This window comes from Desulfopila aestuarii DSM 18488, from assembly GCF_900143695.1.
GTDB lineage: Bacteria > Desulfobacterota > Desulfobulbia > Desulfobulbales > Desulfocapsaceae > Desulfopila > Desulfopila aestuarii.
This window is the reverse complement of sequence record NZ_FRFE01000008.1, coordinates 68,243-83,481: the sequence shown is the minus strand read 5'-3', so window position 1 is coordinate 83,481 and position 15,239 is coordinate 68,243. Positions and strand designations below refer to the sequence as shown.

13 protein-coding genes are annotated in these 15,239 nt (G+C 51.6%); 6 read left to right on the top strand and 7 right to left on the bottom strand.

The genetic code is table 11. The features are described from left to right. Nucleotides 1-26: 26 nt before the first annotated feature. Entirely contained in the window at nt 27-1,334 is a 1,308-nt protein-coding gene (gene xylA / locus BUF15_RS09885; protein ID WP_073613313.1) for a xylose isomerase, read from the bottom strand. A gap of 32 nt (nt 1,335-1,366) precedes the next feature. After that, a complete protein-coding gene (locus BUF15_RS09880; RefSeq protein ID WP_073613312.1) occupies nt 1,367-2,578 on the bottom strand; it encodes an ROK family transcriptional regulator in 1,212 nt (403 codons plus the stop codon). 376 nt (nt 2,579-2,954) lie between these two features. On the opposite strand from BUF15_RS09880, the gene BUF15_RS09875 reads away from it, so the two are divergent. Genes BUF15_RS09875 through BUF15_RS09865 form a run of 4 tightly spaced genes read left to right on the top strand, consistent with a single transcriptional unit; the run spans nt 2,955 to nt 6,880 of the window. After that, nucleotides 2,955-4,019, top strand: a complete 1,065-nt coding sequence (locus BUF15_RS09875; RefSeq protein ID WP_073613311.1) for a substrate-binding domain-containing protein — start codon at nt 2,955-2,957, stop codon at nt 4,017-4,019. Then, a complete protein-coding gene (locus tag BUF15_RS27105) occupies nt 4,019-4,165 on the top strand; it encodes a hypothetical protein (RefSeq protein ID WP_159441277.1) in 147 nt (48 codons plus the stop codon). Before BUF15_RS09875 ends, BUF15_RS27105 begins: the two co-directional genes overlap by 1 nt. Continuing rightward, nucleotides 4,140-5,681, top strand: coding sequence for a sugar ABC transporter ATP-binding protein (locus BUF15_RS09870; RefSeq protein WP_073613310.1), 1,542 nt, complete (start codon nt 4,140-4,142; stop codon nt 5,679-5,681). The genes BUF15_RS27105 and BUF15_RS09870 overlap by 26 nt, the downstream gene beginning before the upstream one ends. After that, nucleotides 5,681-6,880 carry a sugar ABC transporter permease gene (locus BUF15_RS09865; protein ID WP_073613309.1) on the top strand — a complete coding sequence of 400 codons (1,200 nt, stop codon included), beginning with the start codon at nt 5,681-5,683 and terminating at the stop codon, nt 6,878-6,880. The genes BUF15_RS09870 and BUF15_RS09865 overlap by 1 nt, the downstream gene beginning before the upstream one ends. Nucleotides 6,881-7,039: 159 nt before the next feature. Here BUF15_RS09865 and BUF15_RS09860 read toward each other — a convergent pair whose 3' ends face one another. The 3 genes from BUF15_RS09860 to BUF15_RS09850 form a co-directional block, all read right to left on the bottom strand. After that, nucleotides 7,040-7,567, bottom strand: a complete 528-nt coding sequence (locus BUF15_RS09860; protein WP_073613308.1) for a hypothetical protein — start codon at nt 7,565-7,567, stop codon at nt 7,040-7,042. Between the two features lie 178 nt (nt 7,568-7,745). Next, entirely contained in the window at nt 7,746-8,423 is a 678-nt protein-coding gene (locus BUF15_RS09855) for a spermidine synthase (protein WP_073613307.1), read from the bottom strand. 55 nt (nt 8,424-8,478) lie between these two features. After that, a complete protein-coding gene (locus BUF15_RS09850; RefSeq protein WP_073613306.1) occupies nt 8,479-9,834 on the bottom strand; it encodes a DEAD/DEAH box helicase in 1,356 nt (451 codons plus the stop codon). A 295-nt stretch (nt 9,835-10,129) separates the two neighbouring features. On the opposite strand from BUF15_RS09850, the gene BUF15_RS09845 reads away from it, so the two are divergent. Both BUF15_RS09845 and BUF15_RS09840 read left to right on the top strand, forming a co-directional pair. Then, on the top strand, nt 10,130-11,038 hold the full coding sequence (locus tag BUF15_RS09845; RefSeq protein ID WP_073613305.1) for a radical SAM protein: 909 nt from the start codon (nt 10,130-10,132) through the stop codon (nt 11,036-11,038). Between the two features lie 27 nt (nt 11,039-11,065). Beyond that, nucleotides 11,066-12,643: an NAD(P)/FAD-dependent oxidoreductase gene (locus tag BUF15_RS09840; RefSeq protein ID WP_073613304.1), complete on the top strand. Its 1,578-nt coding sequence runs from the start codon at nt 11,066-11,068 to the stop codon at nt 12,641-12,643. 19 nt (nt 12,644-12,662) lie between these two features. Here BUF15_RS09840 and BUF15_RS09835 read toward each other — a convergent pair whose 3' ends face one another. Together BUF15_RS09835 and BUF15_RS09830 are read right to left on the bottom strand one after the other, a co-directional pair. Continuing rightward, the gene (locus BUF15_RS09835; RefSeq protein ID WP_073613303.1) at nt 12,663-14,264 is read right to left on the bottom strand and encodes a 4Fe-4S binding protein; all 1,602 of its coding nucleotides are present in this window, start codon (nt 14,262-14,264) and stop codon (nt 12,663-12,665) included. After that, nucleotides 14,264-15,181, bottom strand: a complete 918-nt coding sequence (locus BUF15_RS09830) for a DUF362 domain-containing protein (RefSeq protein ID WP_073613302.1) — start codon at nt 15,179-15,181, stop codon at nt 14,264-14,266. Before BUF15_RS09830 ends, BUF15_RS09835 begins: the two co-directional genes overlap by 1 nt. Nucleotides 15,182-15,239: the final 58 nt, after the last annotated feature.

The following is a 15,239-nucleotide window of genomic DNA, read 5'->3' as shown; positions in this document are numbered from 1 at the left end:
CTTTACGCGTTGTGTACTTTTCTTGCTTAGATGTAGCAGTTCAGCAGGTTTTCGAGATACTCCTGACGTCCGCTCATTAACTTTGGCTCGCCGTTTTCGAGTATCCATTTTTCCAGCATGTCGAAATCCGCCTTGCCGTCGCGGATGGTCTTGCCGATACCGCTTTCGTAGCTGCTGTAACGTTTGGCTATACAATCGTTGAGTTTGCCGTCGCTGATGATTTTATCGGCTACGAGGAGGCCACGGGCAAAGGTGTCCATGCCGCCAATATGGGCGTGAAACAGGTCTTCGAGATCGGTGGAGCCGCGGCGCAGCTTGGCGTCGAAGTTGAGGCCACCGCGGCCGATACCGCCATGTTGGAGCAGAACCAGCATTGCCTGGGTGGTTTCGTAGAGATCGGTGGGGAACTGGTCGGTGTCCCAGCCCAGCAACAGGTCGCCGCGGTTGACGTCGATTGAACCCAGTTTGCCGGCGCTGGCCGCTACAGTCAGTTCATGAGCGAAGGTGTGGCCCGCAAGGGTTGCATGGTTGGCCTCGATATTGAGCTTGAAATGGTCTATCAGGCCATAAGCTCTGAGAAAGCCGAGGACGGTGCCGGCGTCGAAGTCGTACTGGTGCTTGGTGGGTTCCTTTGGCTTAGGTTCGATAAGGAACTGACCGGTAAAACCTATTTTTTTGGCATAATCGACCGCCATGTGCAGAAATGTCGCCAGGTTTTCCTGCTCCTTTTTCATGTCGGTGTTGAGAAGCGTCTCGTAACCTTCGCGGCCGCCCCAGAAAACATAACCGTCCCCGCCAAGTTCTTTGGTTGCGTCCATGGCGTGTTTGACCTGGGCGGCAGCATAGGCGAAGACGTGTGCGTTGGGGTTGGTAGATGCGCCATGGGTAAAACGGGGATTGCTGAAAAGGTTGGCCGTGCCCCACAACAGCTTGACACCGGTTTCCTTTTGCAGTTCTCCAGCGAGTTTTACGATCTCCTCGAGATTCTTGCAGGACTGGGCAAAAGTCTCACCTTCAGGTGCGATATCGCGGTCATGAAAGCAGTAATATTGCATGCCGATTTTCTGGCAGAACTCGAAGGCGGCCCGGATGGTCATTCGTGCTCGTTCCATCGGATCATTTGCGCCGCTCCAGCTGCGGGAATGGACGGCAGAGCCGAAAATGTCCTGGCCTGTGCCGAGAAAGGTATGCCAGCAGGACACCGCAAAGCGCAAATGCTCGGCCATGGTTTTACCGGCAACCATGCGTTCGGCGTCGTAGTACCTGAAGCTGAAAGGATCGGTGGCTTCGGGGCCCTGGTATCGGATGGTGGGGATATTGTCAAAGAAGTTCATATGCTCTCCAGTGGTATGTGATTGTGTAACCCTCAGTCTGTGGTGAGTTCGCTGACAGGGGATTTATAAAGTTCCTGCAGGGCCAGGGAGCCGGCGCCTCTGGCCCATTGCTCGTCTGTCCATTCTTTTACAAAAACCAGGTCGTCGATAGAGCCGCACATCTCAGGTGTGTTGTTGGCGAGTGCCGCTTTGAAAGGTTCCAGCAAGTGGCGGCCAGCTTTTACCGATGTGCCGGTAACGATGATGCGGGAGGGATTGAACAGCGCCACCAGATGGGAGGCGCCGCGCCCGAGAATGGTTCCGGCCTGGTTGAAAATGTCGATGATGATCTTGTTATTGCTCTTGAGTTCGGCAACGAGAGAATCAAAGGTGATTGCTTCGATATCGGCGGGTTGCCATTTCCCTGCGGCGGCTGCAGCTTTCGCATCCCGTATGAGTGAGATCATTCCGGCAAACGATTCGACGCAGCCCTTTTTGCCGCAACGGCAAAGCGGGCCGTCGGGGATGATGATGTTGTGGCCGAATTCTCCGGCGATTCCTTCGGCGCCTCGGTAGATGTGACCGTTGATAACGATGCCGAGGCCGACACCGTTTAAGAGTGTTACCACCAGGAAGTTGTCGATTCCTTTCCCTTCCCCGAACCAGCGTTCCGCAGCTGCGAGCGTGTTGGAGCTGTTGTCGATAAAGCAGGGGAGGCCCAGTCGTGCTTCTATCCGGTCCCTCAGGTTGACGTTTTCCCAGCCGTAGTTGGGGAGAAAACGAATAATACCGCTGTTGGTATAAACCGGACCAGGTACGCCGATTCCGACCCCGGAGATGCGATCGCGGGCAAAGTTGCCCTCCCACATACAGGTCTGGACGGTGGTAACCATCAGTTCGGTGATCTCGTCGACGCTGTAATGGCGATTCTCGAGTGGTTGGCTGGTATTGGCGATGATATCCGCTTCGAGATTCATGATGACGACGTTGATTTCCATGATCGAGAGGTTGACTCCAACCACATAGGCGCCGTCCGGATTAAGGCCGAGAAGTTTAGGGCGGCGGCCGCCCTCGTACTCGCCGGACTGCTTCTCGATTATGAGTCCTTCCTTGATGAGTTCTGCGGTGATGCCGGTGACCGAGGCTTTGCTGAGGCCAGATTCGGCCGCAAGTTCCACCCGCGAGACAAGACCGGCGGTGCGGATAATTTGGATGATTTTGGCGCGATTGATAGCTCGCATGAGATCGCGCACCGGCATTGGCATGGGACAACTCCTGGAAGCGTTAGTTGATTCGCAAAATGACCCGATGAGTCACGGGATAGCTGGTTTATTCAATAATTGAATTAATTGGTCAAAGTCAATGAAAAAGTGTAGCTCGATGAATAAATGGTACGAAGCGACTGGCGTAATAGGTTGTGAAGTCTTCCCGTTGAGTCGGTCAAATGATTTTAATATTCCGTGTTATTCTGAAAAAAATGCTATAGAAACTACGTTTCCGTCACAAAATGATTGACATGCATTCATTGTTATGGCAATTGCTCTGTTAATAATTCACAAAATGAATTAAGCCTGATTGTGTCCTGTTGAGAGTTGTTTTGTCAGTAATCGAACCAGAAAACAAGCAAAGGAGGAGACGTAGATGAAAGGTAAACTTTTCGGTCTGTTTATGGCACCCCTGATGGCTGCGGCCATTGCCATGCCGGCATTTGGTGCCGACAAACCCATCAAGATCGGTCTGTCCATATCCGACTTCGAGACAGAGCGCTGGCCCGTGGAAGAGGCCATCATGAAGAAGCTGGCTGCCGATCAGGGCGCTGAGCTGATTTCCCAGCAAGCCAATCATGATCCCAAACTGCAGAACGATCAGATCCAGAACATGATCCTGCAGGGCGTGGACGTGATTATTATCATTGCTGAGGACGGCGCCGCTGCAGCTTCTGCGGTTGAAGAAGCCGGCCGTGACGGCATCCCCTGTATTGCCTATGACCGTCTGGTGAAAAGCGATAAGTTGGCCGCCTACATCTCCTTTGATAACGTTGAAGTCGGTCGTACCCAAGCTCGCGGCGTGCTCGATAAAGTCAACAAAGGCAACTTTGCACTGCTTGGCGGCAGCCCTACTGACAATAACGCCATCCTGTTCCGCAAAGGTCAGATGGAAGTATTGCAGCCGCTGATAGACAAGGGCGACATCAAGGTCGTTGCTGATCAGTGGGTAGAGAACTGGGCTCCGGCCAATGCCACCAAAATCATGGAGAACATCCTGACTGCTGAAGCCAATAAAATCGATGCCGTTGTTGCTTCCAATGACGGAACCGCCCTTGGCGCCCTGCAGGCCATGAAAGCCCAAGGCCTTGCCGGTAAGGTGCCCATTTCCGGCCAGGATGCCACCGCCGCCGGCTGCAAATCCATCGTCGAGAACGAGCTGACCATGACCGTCTATAAAGACGTCCGCCTGCTCTCCCCGATGGCAATCGACATGGCCATCAAGTTCGCAAAGAAAGAGCCGGTTGAAGGGTTGAAAGATTTCACTCTTGAAGAGCTGACTCTTGACAAGAGTCTCTCCGGTTCCGTTCCCTGTAAATTCCTGAAAGTTGTCGGCGTCAACAAAGACAACGTCTATGAAGAGGTTGTCAAGTCTGGTTTCCAGAAATATGACGATATCTACAAGGATATCCCGGAAGACCAGCGTCCGCCGAGAATCTGATGCTTGACGAAAACCCGGCCCGTCACAACTTTGACGAGCCGGGTTTTCTTTTTTTTTTGAGTGAATCGGCCGGAAAAGAGAACGTGGTTGCCGGCCGGCAACAACCAACAGGTTGCGCACGTGGAAAAACCTATTCTGCAATTTGAAAGTGTTACCAAGACCTTTCCGGGTGTTATCGCGCTGAACAATATTTCGTTTTCGGTGGACCGGGGCGAGATACTTGGCATCTGCGGTGAGAATGGAGCAGGCAAGTCGACGCTCATGAAAATTCTTGCCGGGGTACACCCCCGTGATACCTATACCGGTGAGGTATTCTATGAGGGTGAGCCGCTTAACTTCTCGGCCGGAGCTATTCAGCAGGCCCGGGAGATGGGGATCGCCATTGTCCATCAGGAGCTGGCGCTGGTCCAGCAGATGACTGTTGGCGAGAATATCTTTCTCGGCCGTGAACCCGGCAACAAGGCCGTCATTAACTGGCATCAGCTCTATTCCGAAACTCAGCATATCCTTGACCGTTATCAGATCGATCTGCCCATCGGCAAGCCGGTATCGACCCTTGGCGTCGGCAGGCAGCAGATGGTGGAGATAGCCCGGGCGCTGAGCGAAAAGGCGAAAATCCTGATTCTAGACGAGCCAACTTCGGCTCTTGCCGATCAGGAAGTTCAGGTACTGATGCGCATTCTGCGTACTTTGAAAGAGCAGGGTGTCACGTGCATTTACATTTCCCATAAGTTGGAAGAAGTATTTGAGATTACTGACCGTGTTACCGTTTTCCGTGACGGTGAGGTGGTTGGGACAAAGGTCACTGCCGAGACGAGCACCGATGAGATCATCGCTATGATGGTAGGCCGGCAGATGACCGAACGTTTTCCCGAGGCAAAGCGGCAGCCGAAAGAGGTGGTGCTAGAGGTCAGAAACCTTTCGGCCGATTGGGAACACTCACCTGGAAAACCGATGCTTTCCGACATCTCGTTTTCTGTGCGGGCCGGTGAGATTCTTGGTGTGGCCGGGCTTATGGGTTCCGGCCGCAGTGAACTTGTGACAACGCTTTTTGGTGAATGCGGGCGCATCACCGGCGGCACGATTCGCATGAAGGGTAAACCAATCAAGGTTGGTTCGGCACGGGACGCCATGCGCCATGGCATCAGTTTGATCCCGGAGGATCGTAAACGGCAGGGTTTGGTGCTTGGACAATCGATTTTGAAAAATATCTCGCTTGCCAATATGGACCAGTTTGCCGGATTTGGCTCGATCAACAAACATGCAGAGCTCAACGCCAGCGAAAAGATGGCCCGTGACCTGTCGGTTAAGGCACCGACTCTGCACGCCATCGTCAGTTCGCTTTCGGGTGGCAATCAGCAGAAGGTAGTCATCGGCAAATGGCTGATGTCCGATCCTACCGTGCTGATTCTCGATGAACCGACCCGTGGTATCGATGTTGGCGCCAAATATGAAATTTACAAGCTCATGAACAAGCTGGCCGCCGAAGGGGTGGCGATCATCATGGTGAGTTCGGAGCTCCCGGAAGTATTGGGGATGAGTGATCGTATCCTGGTAATGCATGAAGGGTGTGTCGGCGGAATCGTCGAGCGCGACAAGGCAACGCAGGAAAAACTGATGGCCCTGGCAACGGGCATGACGACAGCTGCTGAGGAATTGTGATGGTATCGAAGACGCTTTCCAATATTATTCGTAACAATCTGCAGACCTACACCATGATTCTGGCGTTGGTCTTTATCTGGCTTCTCTTTGGCTTCATGACGGATTGGATTTTTTTCAGCCCACGAAACCTCTCGAACCTGTTCCGCCAGATGACCATCGTCTCATTTCTTTCCATTGGCATGGTGATGGTTATTGTCACCGGTAATATCGACCTCTCGGTCGGCTCGAGTGTCGGGTTGGTGAGTGCAGTTACCGCATGGCTGCAGGCGATCTTTCTTCCGCCGCTCCTGCAGCAGTGGTTTCCCGGTATTTCCATGCTGGCACAGGGTACGTTTATCACCTGTACCACTATTCTGTTTGGTTTGGTGGTGGGCGGTTTAATTGGCGTGATTCAGGGCTGGGCGATCGCCTATCTCGGTATTCCGGCTTTTATCGTGACTCTTGGCGGCATGCTGGTCTTTCGGGGTGGGGTGCTCGGCATCACCCAGGGCAAAACCATCGTCCCCATCGAAGACAGTTTCCGGCTTATCGCCCAGGGCTATCTTCCAAACAGTCTCGGCTATGCGGTGGGGTTCCTGTCGGTGGGGGCACTTTTTTTCTGGCTTTTTTATAACCGTAAACAGAAGGCCAGTTACGGGATCACTTTGCGTCCCTTTGGTGTGGATCTGGCTCAGACGCTGCTGTTCTCCGGTATCATCATGGCGTTTGTCTACTTGATGAACAGTTACCGCGGCATCCCCAATCCGGTGCTGTTGATGGTAGTGGTAGCGCTTATCTTCACCTATATTACCGGTAATACCCGGCTTGGCCGTTATGCCTATGCCCTTGGCGGTAATGCTGAGGCTACGCGGCTTTCGGGCGTCAACACCAAGGCCAATGTGTTCCAGGTATTTGTGCTGATGGGGCTTCTGGCCGGAGTTTCCGGTATCGTCTTGACTGGCTATGTTGCGGCGGGCACCACCAGCGGTGGCGTTAACTATGAGCTTGAGGCCATTGCAGCTTGTGTTATCGGCGGGACTTCCCTTATGGGGGGGAGCGGCTCAATTGCCGGCGCGCTGGTCGGCTCATTGATTATGGCAAGCCTCTTAAATGGAATGAGCGTTATGAACATGCCGGCTTTCTGGCAGTTTATTATCCGCGGGTTGGTTCTGGTATTGGCGGTCTATATGGACGTTGTGACCAAGAAACGGCGCGGCTGATTGAGGGAAAGCAGCTTTTTGGCAATGCAAAAAGGCGGGCAGAGTGAGTGTACTTAGCCCGCCTTTTCAAATCTGTACGGTTGTTTTTCAAAACGATAAATGATTGTTGGAAAAATGCAAAAAGATAGATTGGCGTAGCTGCTGCTATCTCCAAATTCCCTATTCATTCTCAGAAGTACCAAACAACATACGCTTGAGACTGCCATCACCAAGAACGTGATCAATCTCTTCGAATGCAATCATAGGGATGAGCACGAGTAACATCACCACACTTGGCGCCAAATGTTGCAGCCAAGGCCGGCCTAAGAATTCAGTAATGATTGCGGAGGCTGCCTGCCCATGCACCACTCCGACTATCAATTCCTCAATTGCTGTAAGCACCAACAGAAATAGCAGCATCACCAGTGACTTTCGGACAATTCTGTAGAGCAGGTTGCCAGGCTTCAATCGGACTCCGACTTTAATTGCCTTGCCGATCAGTATGAATTTTCCGAGAATAAGTGCCTTGACCAGAGCTGTGCCGAGCGGCAAAAGCTGCACATTATCTGTACGCAGCACAGCTGTCCCATACAGCAGCAAGGCGCTGAAACAGACCCACAGGTACAAACTGATAGCTGCATAAGCACGCATTTCCTTCATAAAACGGTGCCTGATACTACTTTTATCACGCGCATTCTCAGAACGCATCTCTCTTATCCTCGCTAAAGTGGGCTAAGCAACCTGCTCAAGACCAGGCCATAATCAACACCCTGAAGTGCATCGAGATTTCCTGGTGTCTGTAACATGCCATTAAAATAGATCAAATCAAGATCTCAAAACTTAATCAATGATCTTCACCCTGTTTAAAGTTGGATTTGACGAGAGATTAAGAGATTTTTTTCGCCAACCAAATCGTATGTCGTCGTCCTTTACCGGTTTTTCGGGCTCGTACGGAAAGCGTTTCGGTTGTAAATTTGCACTTTTCCAATCTGCTGGTAAAGCCTTTATCAGGCCCATATGACCATACTGCCAGTATGCCATTTGGCCGCAATGCCGAAAAGGCACTTTTCAGGCCAGTGATAGTATAGAGGCTGTCGTTGGTATCTCGGGTCAACCCCTCAGGTCCGTTGTCGACGTCCAGCAGTATTGCATCCCAGAATGCTTCTTTTTCTCTGATGAATGTCGCTATATCGCCCTCAAGAACTGAAACTCGTGGGTCGTCAAGAGGTCTTCCGGCAAGATGACCAAGGTGTTCCCTGTTCCAGCGTACCACCGCCGGTACCAGCTCGCACACCGAGAGCCGTGCTTCAGGCTGAGAGTGGGCCAGCGCGGCCGCGAGGGTATAGCCCATACCAAGACCGCCGATGAGCATTTTCACTTCGGACAGGTGTTGCAACCGCTTGCAGGTCAGTTCTGCCAGCGCCTCTTCAGAGCCATGCAGGCGACTGTTCATCAGTTCGGTGGTGGCGGTTCGAATCGAAAACTCCGTGCCCCGCCGACGAAGAATAACCTCTCCCTCGCCTCCGGGAATTTCCGCCCGGTCGATCTCCTGCCAGGGTATCATCTGTTTCTCCTGGAGTGATGAATGCTCAGTGTATGCTGAATGCTGCTTCTCATGATCATTTTCTACGTTTTTTACGCGCTGTTTTTTTGGGGTAAGATGACCCATCCTGTGGTGTACCACTCCAGCGCGGCTTTTTGTGAACTTTTTTAGTCTGCCGTTTTGAATCAACGGTTGGACTATGGTCGTCAGCTGCTGTTGGTGATTGTATCGGCCCAGTTTTTTTTGGTTTTTTAGGCTTTTTAGGGTGCGGTTTCTTCAGCTGGGTAAGAGGTACGCTATGGGTAGGAATATAGCCGGATGCAACTTCGCGGACCAGAAGTTGGCCGAGAAGTGTCTCGATAGACGAGAGCAGGGTGACCTCATCTGCACTGACAAGGGAAATTGCCACCCCGTCGAGCCCGGCCCGGCCCGTACGACCAATACGATGAATGTAATCTTCCGCAACTTTTGGCAGATCAACATTGATCACGTGTGAGAGTTCGCTGATGTCGAGCCCCCGCGAGGCGATATCGGTAGCGACCAGGACGCGAATAGTCTTTGTCGTAAACTCTTGGAGAGCTTTTGTGCGTGCCCCCTGGCTCTTGTCCCCATGAATTGCAAGAGCCGATATTCCAGCTCCATTTAATCTTTTTGCCAGCTGGTCTGCGCCATTCTTGGTGCGGCAAAAAACCAGCACCTGATCCCAGTCATTGTTTTTGAGGAGATGGCAGAGCAGCGCCGGTTTCTTCGATTTGTCGACCTCGTAAATGAACTGTTTCACACTCCTGGCGGCTGAGTTCGACGGGCTCGCTTCTATATGAACGGGTTTGTGCAGCAGTGTGGTCGCAAGCGTATGGATTTCAGCTGAAAAAGTGGCTGAAAAGAGCAGACTCTGTCTTTTTTTGGGCAGCAGGCTCAAGATCGTGCGAATATCGTCAAGGAACCCAAGGTCGAGCATCCGGTCCGCTTCATCAAGTACCAGCATCTCGACGTGTGAAAAATGTACTGCGTTTTGACGGAAAAGATCGAGTAAGCGTCCCGGTGTCGCAACCAGAATGTCAAGCCCAGGCCGGAGTTTCATCATCTGTGGATTGATTTTTACCCCACCGTAAACAACCCCCGACGTGAGTGGCAGATGCTTTCCATAGGCAGCCACCGATTCGGCAACCTGCACGGCGAGTTCGCGGGTAGGCACCAATATCAGGGCGCGGATATGGTTTGGATGAACCTTTGCTCCTTTTACGAGTCGTTGCAGTAGCGGTAAGGTGAAACCGGCCGTTTTGCCCGTTCCCGTCTGTGCCGCACCCATTACATCCCTGCCGGAGAGAACAGCTGGGATTGCTTTCATTTGAATCGGGGTTGGGGTGGAATACCCTTTTTCGGCAAGGGCTCGAAGTAGAGGTGCAATGAGAGAAAGGGCTGAGAAGGACATTGTTGTATCACTATGAAGAATTCAAGATTTCAAAAAAGGACACATGGTGTGCTCATCGAGAAACGCAGTCTGCTGTGCGCCGGACTATACCAGCCTTACCAGCATACTCAATACATATCATATAAGCTGGTCGAGGTTGCAAGCCTCGTATTCAGACTGGAAGTCTGCGACCACCGGGATTTACAATAAGGAATTCCTCGGGTAAAAGCATTGCACAAGAATGACACATGGGCGGAAGAAAGCAGTTGCTCCTGCCCTACCTTGAAGCCATCTACACAGTCCGTAATTGAAACAGATGCGAAAAATAGCTTTTGGATATTCAACAAGATGCAACATCAAATGTTGTCATTGTGTTGCAACAGAAGACATGCCGGATGTGAGCAAAATGGAACTCGCACAGGCTCAAGAGATAATAATTGAGATGGCAGCAGCCGGTGTTTCTGGCATAAGTTTTACCGCTGGTGAACCTTTTATCTATTTTCAAGATCTGTTGGAGCTGGTGGCTCTTTGCAGCCGCTTAAAGATGTATACCAGGATCGTTACCAACAGTTATTGGGCGAAAAGCCCTGAGCAGGCCCTTGAGCATGTCCTGAGTCTTAAACAGTTCGGACTCTGCCAACTGCGTTTAAGCTATAGCAGATGGCATCAGCAGCATGTATCTCGGGAAAATGTACTGAATGCAGCCCGGGCCTGCAAGGTGGCAGGAATTTCGTATTTCGTCTCTTTTGTGACGGATTTTTCGAACGAGGATGATTCATACGAACAATTTTTGCGCGACAATATCCTGATGTTTTTCCCGGAACCTGTTATTTATGCAGGCCGGGCCGAATCTTTTGGTCGGGATGCGATCTTTACAGATTATCAGGATAATCGTTGCGCCATGAATCCCTATCTGACTCCTGATCTCACCATGTATGCATGCTGTGATGCCGGAAGCCACTTTAAAACGACCGATTTTTTTAAGCTGGGCAGTCTCAAAAACGAATCTATCAAACAGCTTTTTGAAAAGAGCGAATCATGCCAATTGTTCAACGCTATCCGCTCCCTGGGTATAACTACTATCGCATCGTTTGCAGGATTTAAGGCGCGGGACATCGTCACTTACCGGAAATGTGAGTTGTGCAGGCAGTTATTCGACTCTCCTGAAATGTTGAAGAAACTCAAGATTGCAGCCGAGGGAGAGCTTCAGCAATGGACCAGATAACCACCCTGACAGAGACAGGAGACCTCTTTGAATTTACTCCTGAATAACCTGCTCATTCCCATCGAACTGGACGGGATGGACGAATATGTGCGAGCGGCGGCAAAAGAGCTGGAAATAGCTGCCACGGAGCTATGTATAACTGACATATTGAGTAAATCTCTTGATATGCGCAACAAAGAGCAGTTCTGTTATGCGCTGACCGTTGTGGTACGGGTTCCTGACAGCTATCCGAACAAACAGAAATTTCCTCTTTTTATCCCAAGTCTCCAGCCGGACAGAGCTGGAGCTTTCATGCCGGACAGGCCGATAGTGGTCGGTTTCGGCCCCGCAGGCATGTTTGCAGCACTTGAGCTTATTGCCCATGGGATCAAACCTCTCATCTTTGAACGAGGGAAAAAGATAGAAGAACGTTCTATCGATGTGCAAAGATTTATCAGAGAAAGAGAACTCAATCCCGAATCTAATATTCAGTTCGGGGAAGGCGGAGCTGGGTCATACTCCGATGGCAAGCTGTTTTCCAGAAGAAATCAAAACACCAGCTATGTGAGTCGGGTGCTGGATACCTTTATCAAATTTGGCGCACCAAAAGAAATCGGTTACATCAGTAAACCCCATCTGGGTACCGACGTACTCTGCAAAATCGTTCGAAATATCAGGAACTATATTCTTGCAAAAGGTGGAGAGATTTTTTACAGCTCGAAAATGACCGACATCATGATAGAAGAGGATACAGCTATCGGCATAGTGGTCAACGGGGACCAGGAATATCTCTCCTCAAACATCTATCTCGCTTCAGGGCATTCAGCGCGTGACACCTACGAGATGCTTCATAAAAAAGGTGTTGCTCTTGAACAGCGGCAGATTGCTGTCGGAGTGAGAATTGAGCATCCTGTCGAAACCATCAACCTGATGCGTTATGGCAATAAGTATGCACAATTCTCCGGTCTCGGAGCTGCCACCTACTCTCTGAACTATACCAATAAGAAACTCCGCCGGGGGGCTTACACCTTCTGCATGTGCCCTGGTGGTGAGGTCATCAATGCGTCTTCAGAGCATGGTATGTCGGTTGTCAACGGGATGAGCTATTCGCGCAGATCTTCACCGTTCTCTAACGCGGCGATGGTGGTCACCTGCCACACCACAGATTATCCATCTTCCAACCCACTAGCCGGCATTAAGTTTCAAGAGGCCATTGAACGAGCGGCCTTTATCGCCGGTGGAGGCAACTGGAGAGTGCCCGCCCAGAATCTATTGAATTTTTTAGGTGAGACAAGCTCGACTGTTTTGCCTGACAATTCTTTTAAGATGGGTACCGCTCATGCTGACATGAAGGAGATTCTGCCCGGTTTTGTGACAGAGCAGCTTCTGGCCGCATTCAGTTCCTGGAAGAAAGAAGTTCCACAATTTTTTTCAGATCAGGCGATTCTGCTTGGCACGGAAACCAGGACGTCTTCTCCTGTGAGAATAGTCCGTAACGACCAGTACCAATCAGTCAATATCAAAAACCTGTACCCGATTGGCGAAGGCTCGGGCTATACCGGAGGGATAACGAGTTCTGCTGCGGATGCGGCGCGGACGGTTGAACAACACCTTTCACGAGATTGAGGCAGCTTGTAACAATCTGTCAGCTTCCGTAGAAATCTTCTGGCCGAGGGAGCTGGTGTTCAGGATTCCGGTGTTCCCCGCCGCTGGTGACAAAGATGCCTGGCAGACCGGGTAGGGGGCATTTATATTCACAGATTCCGCAACCGATACAAAGATCATCAACGATATAGGGCTGCTTGACGGTCACTTGTGCCCCGTCACTGTTTATCACTGTCGCTTCGCGAAACTGGATAGCCTTCACCGGGGTCGGGCAATGCTCCTCACACACCATGCAGGGAATCCCCTTGGCGTGCGGCAGGCACAGGTCCCGATCAAACCAGGCGTTGCCGATTTTCATCAGATGTTTTTCCTGCCTCGTCAGCTGGCGAATTGCCCCGGTAGGACAGACCTGACCGCAGAGTGTGCAGTTGAATTCGCAATATCCTGTGCGGGCGGCAAGCTTCGGAGTGAAGATCGCATCAAGTCCGCCCTCAAGAAATGTCGGTTGCAGGCCGTTGCCGATACATACCTGAATACATTCGGCACAACGTACACACCTGCCGACGAATTCGTCTTCCGGCAGAGCACCGGGAGGACGGATGAGCAATGGATCGCTCCACTTGTCGAGCCCATGCACCTCTTTGATGGAAGGCAGTACCATCGCTGAAGCGACTGCCCCTATGAACTGGCGTCGCGACAGGCCACGAATTGTTGATGTTTGTTTCGGTTGTGAAAAGCCAAAGCGGATTACCCTACGTGGGCAGCGAACCTGACATTCAAGGCAGAGATTGCAGCGCGACATATCAATGTCACGATTTTCATTGATCGCTCCCATTCGGCAGAGCGATGAACAGACACGACATTTCCCGCATTCCTTATCACCGCCCCGACTGCGCATGAGGCCATAGCGGCTCAAAAGGCCGAACATTGCGCCCAATGGGCAGATATTCCGACAGAAAAAACGTTTCTGAGCCATCTCAAGGAGCATGACTCCGCCCAGAATGGCAAAGGAGAAAAAAGCGAGTTGAAAATATTTGCGTTCAGCCGGTAATATTGTCTCCTTCAACCAGCTGTAAATCGGTTCGGTGATGTTGTTCACCGCATCAGGGGCATGAAGATAGGTAAAGGTGAACACCGATTCCGTCATGCCATGCGCAGCCGGGTAGAAGGCCTGGGCCAGACCTCGTACCAAAATGGAAAACGGGTCAACATAACCGGCCACATGAAAACCGCAAAATGCCAGCAAGAGCGTGACGATAAAGAGCCATAACCCAAGACGGGGAAATAGTGTGTTTTTTCCTGCTCTGTCGCTTTTTACGCCATGCCGGCAAACATCAAGCAAAGACCCCATGGGGCAGAACCAGCCGCAGAAGGCCCGCCCCACAACCAGCGCCAGCAGAAGAACTGCAATCGCCGGCACCATAAGGGCAATAACAACCTTACTGGCAAGCATCACCGTTGCCGCCAAAAACGGATCCAGCCGAAAGAGGATGTTGACCGCATAGGCCATATCATCAGCGCCGCTGTAATCAGTGTGGATAAAGAGGAAAAGAAAAAGCCCAAGAAACAGTAACTGGCTCAGTCTGCGCAACAGCAGTCGGTTCTGGAGGGGGCGTTTGTTGGACGGATTTTTCGCAGTCATCAGAGCTGGAATTCCTGAATCCGCATCTTCGCGGGATCCATCTCGCCAAGTCCCATGGCGTGAGCGGCGACTGTAGAATCTATTTCTTCGGGCTTGAGGCCAAAGAGGGTTGTGGCGTAGGCATCTGCCGCTACCGGATCTGTGGAGGCAATCACGGTGTCGCGGATCTCGACATCATCCTCATTCCCACCCTGCGGACCGTTTCGCATGAGGAGGCGGGTGGCATCGACCACGGTGAGTGTCGGTCGAATTACGGTTGCGAGATCAGCCAGTTTCTGGCCGAGGTTGAAGTGCAGGCTGCCCCTTCGACCACCAATCACCCCCATCGCATTTTTCAGGCCGAGGGTAAGGCGACTGAGCCCATGGTGCTTGGCCACCGGAACATTGATGTAGACATCGGCCTCCAGGGCATCTCGATAGATTTCCCATTGGGACAACGATTTACCGTTTTTTATATCAACCGGCACAAACTTTCTCTGATCGATATGCAGAAGGCGCACCCGCTTGTCGCCGATAGCCGCGACACCATCCTGTATGCCGCTGTTGACGTAGCAGCGGCGTTTTTCATTGCAGGTGTGATCAAAAATCTTCACTTCACCGGCACCAGCATCAAGTGCCAGTTTAGCGAGTTGTACCACCACTATCGGATGGCTGTTCGCTCCCTGGGCAACATTTCTGTCCCAGCCGATGTTCGGTTTGATGACAACCTTGTCACCGTTTTTTATGAATGCTCCCGGCCATCCCAGAGTCTCAAGAGCCTTGGTGACCAGTATATCGTACGACTTGCCGGTTACAACAACGAGTTTGGGTGTATTCTCAATGGCGAACGCGCTGGTTGCATCCCACAAAGGAACCGGCAGGCCGAGACCCGCAGACCAGGCCATAGCCTCCAACAGGAATTGACGTCTGTTTTTCATATTGATCATCCTCTCGTATCAAGCGATGCAATACTTTGCAGCTATCCAGCATAACATT

Coding starts and splice junctions, on each gene's coding strand:
- BUF15_RS09875 (WP_073613311.1), top strand. CDS start 2,955: ATGAAAGGTAAACTTTTCGGTCTGTTTATGGCACCCCTGATGGCTGCG.
- BUF15_RS09880 (WP_073613312.1), bottom strand. CDS start 2,578: ATGCCAATGCCGGTGCGCGATCTCATGCGAGCTATCAATCGCGCCAAA.
- BUF15_RS09835 (WP_073613303.1), bottom strand. CDS start 14,264: ATGACTGCGAAAAATCCGTCCAACAAACGCCCCCTCCAGAACCGACTG.
- BUF15_RS09855 (WP_073613307.1), bottom strand. CDS start 8,423: ATGATACCCTGGCAGGAGATCGACCGGGCGGAAATTCCCGGAGGCGAG.
- BUF15_RS09860 (WP_073613308.1), bottom strand. CDS start 7,567: ATGCGTTCTGAGAATGCGCGTGATAAAAGTAGTATCAGGCACCGTTTT.
- BUF15_RS09830 (WP_073613302.1), bottom strand. CDS start 15,181: ATGAAAAACAGACGTCAATTCCTGTTGGAGGCTATGGCCTGGTCTGCG.
- BUF15_RS09865 (WP_073613309.1), top strand. CDS start 5,681: ATGGTATCGAAGACGCTTTCCAATATTATTCGTAACAATCTGCAGACC.
- BUF15_RS09845 (WP_073613305.1), top strand. CDS start 10,130: ATGCGAAAAATAGCTTTTGGATATTCAACAAGATGCAACATCAAATGT.
- xylA (WP_073613313.1), bottom strand. CDS start 1,334: ATGAACTTCTTTGACAATATCCCCACCATCCGATACCAGGGCCCCGAA.
- BUF15_RS09850 (WP_073613306.1), bottom strand. CDS start 9,834: ATGTCCTTCTCAGCCCTTTCTCTCATTGCACCTCTACTTCGAGCCCTT.
- BUF15_RS27105 (WP_159441277.1), top strand. CDS start 4,019: ATGCTTGACGAAAACCCGGCCCGTCACAACTTTGACGAGCCGGGTTTT.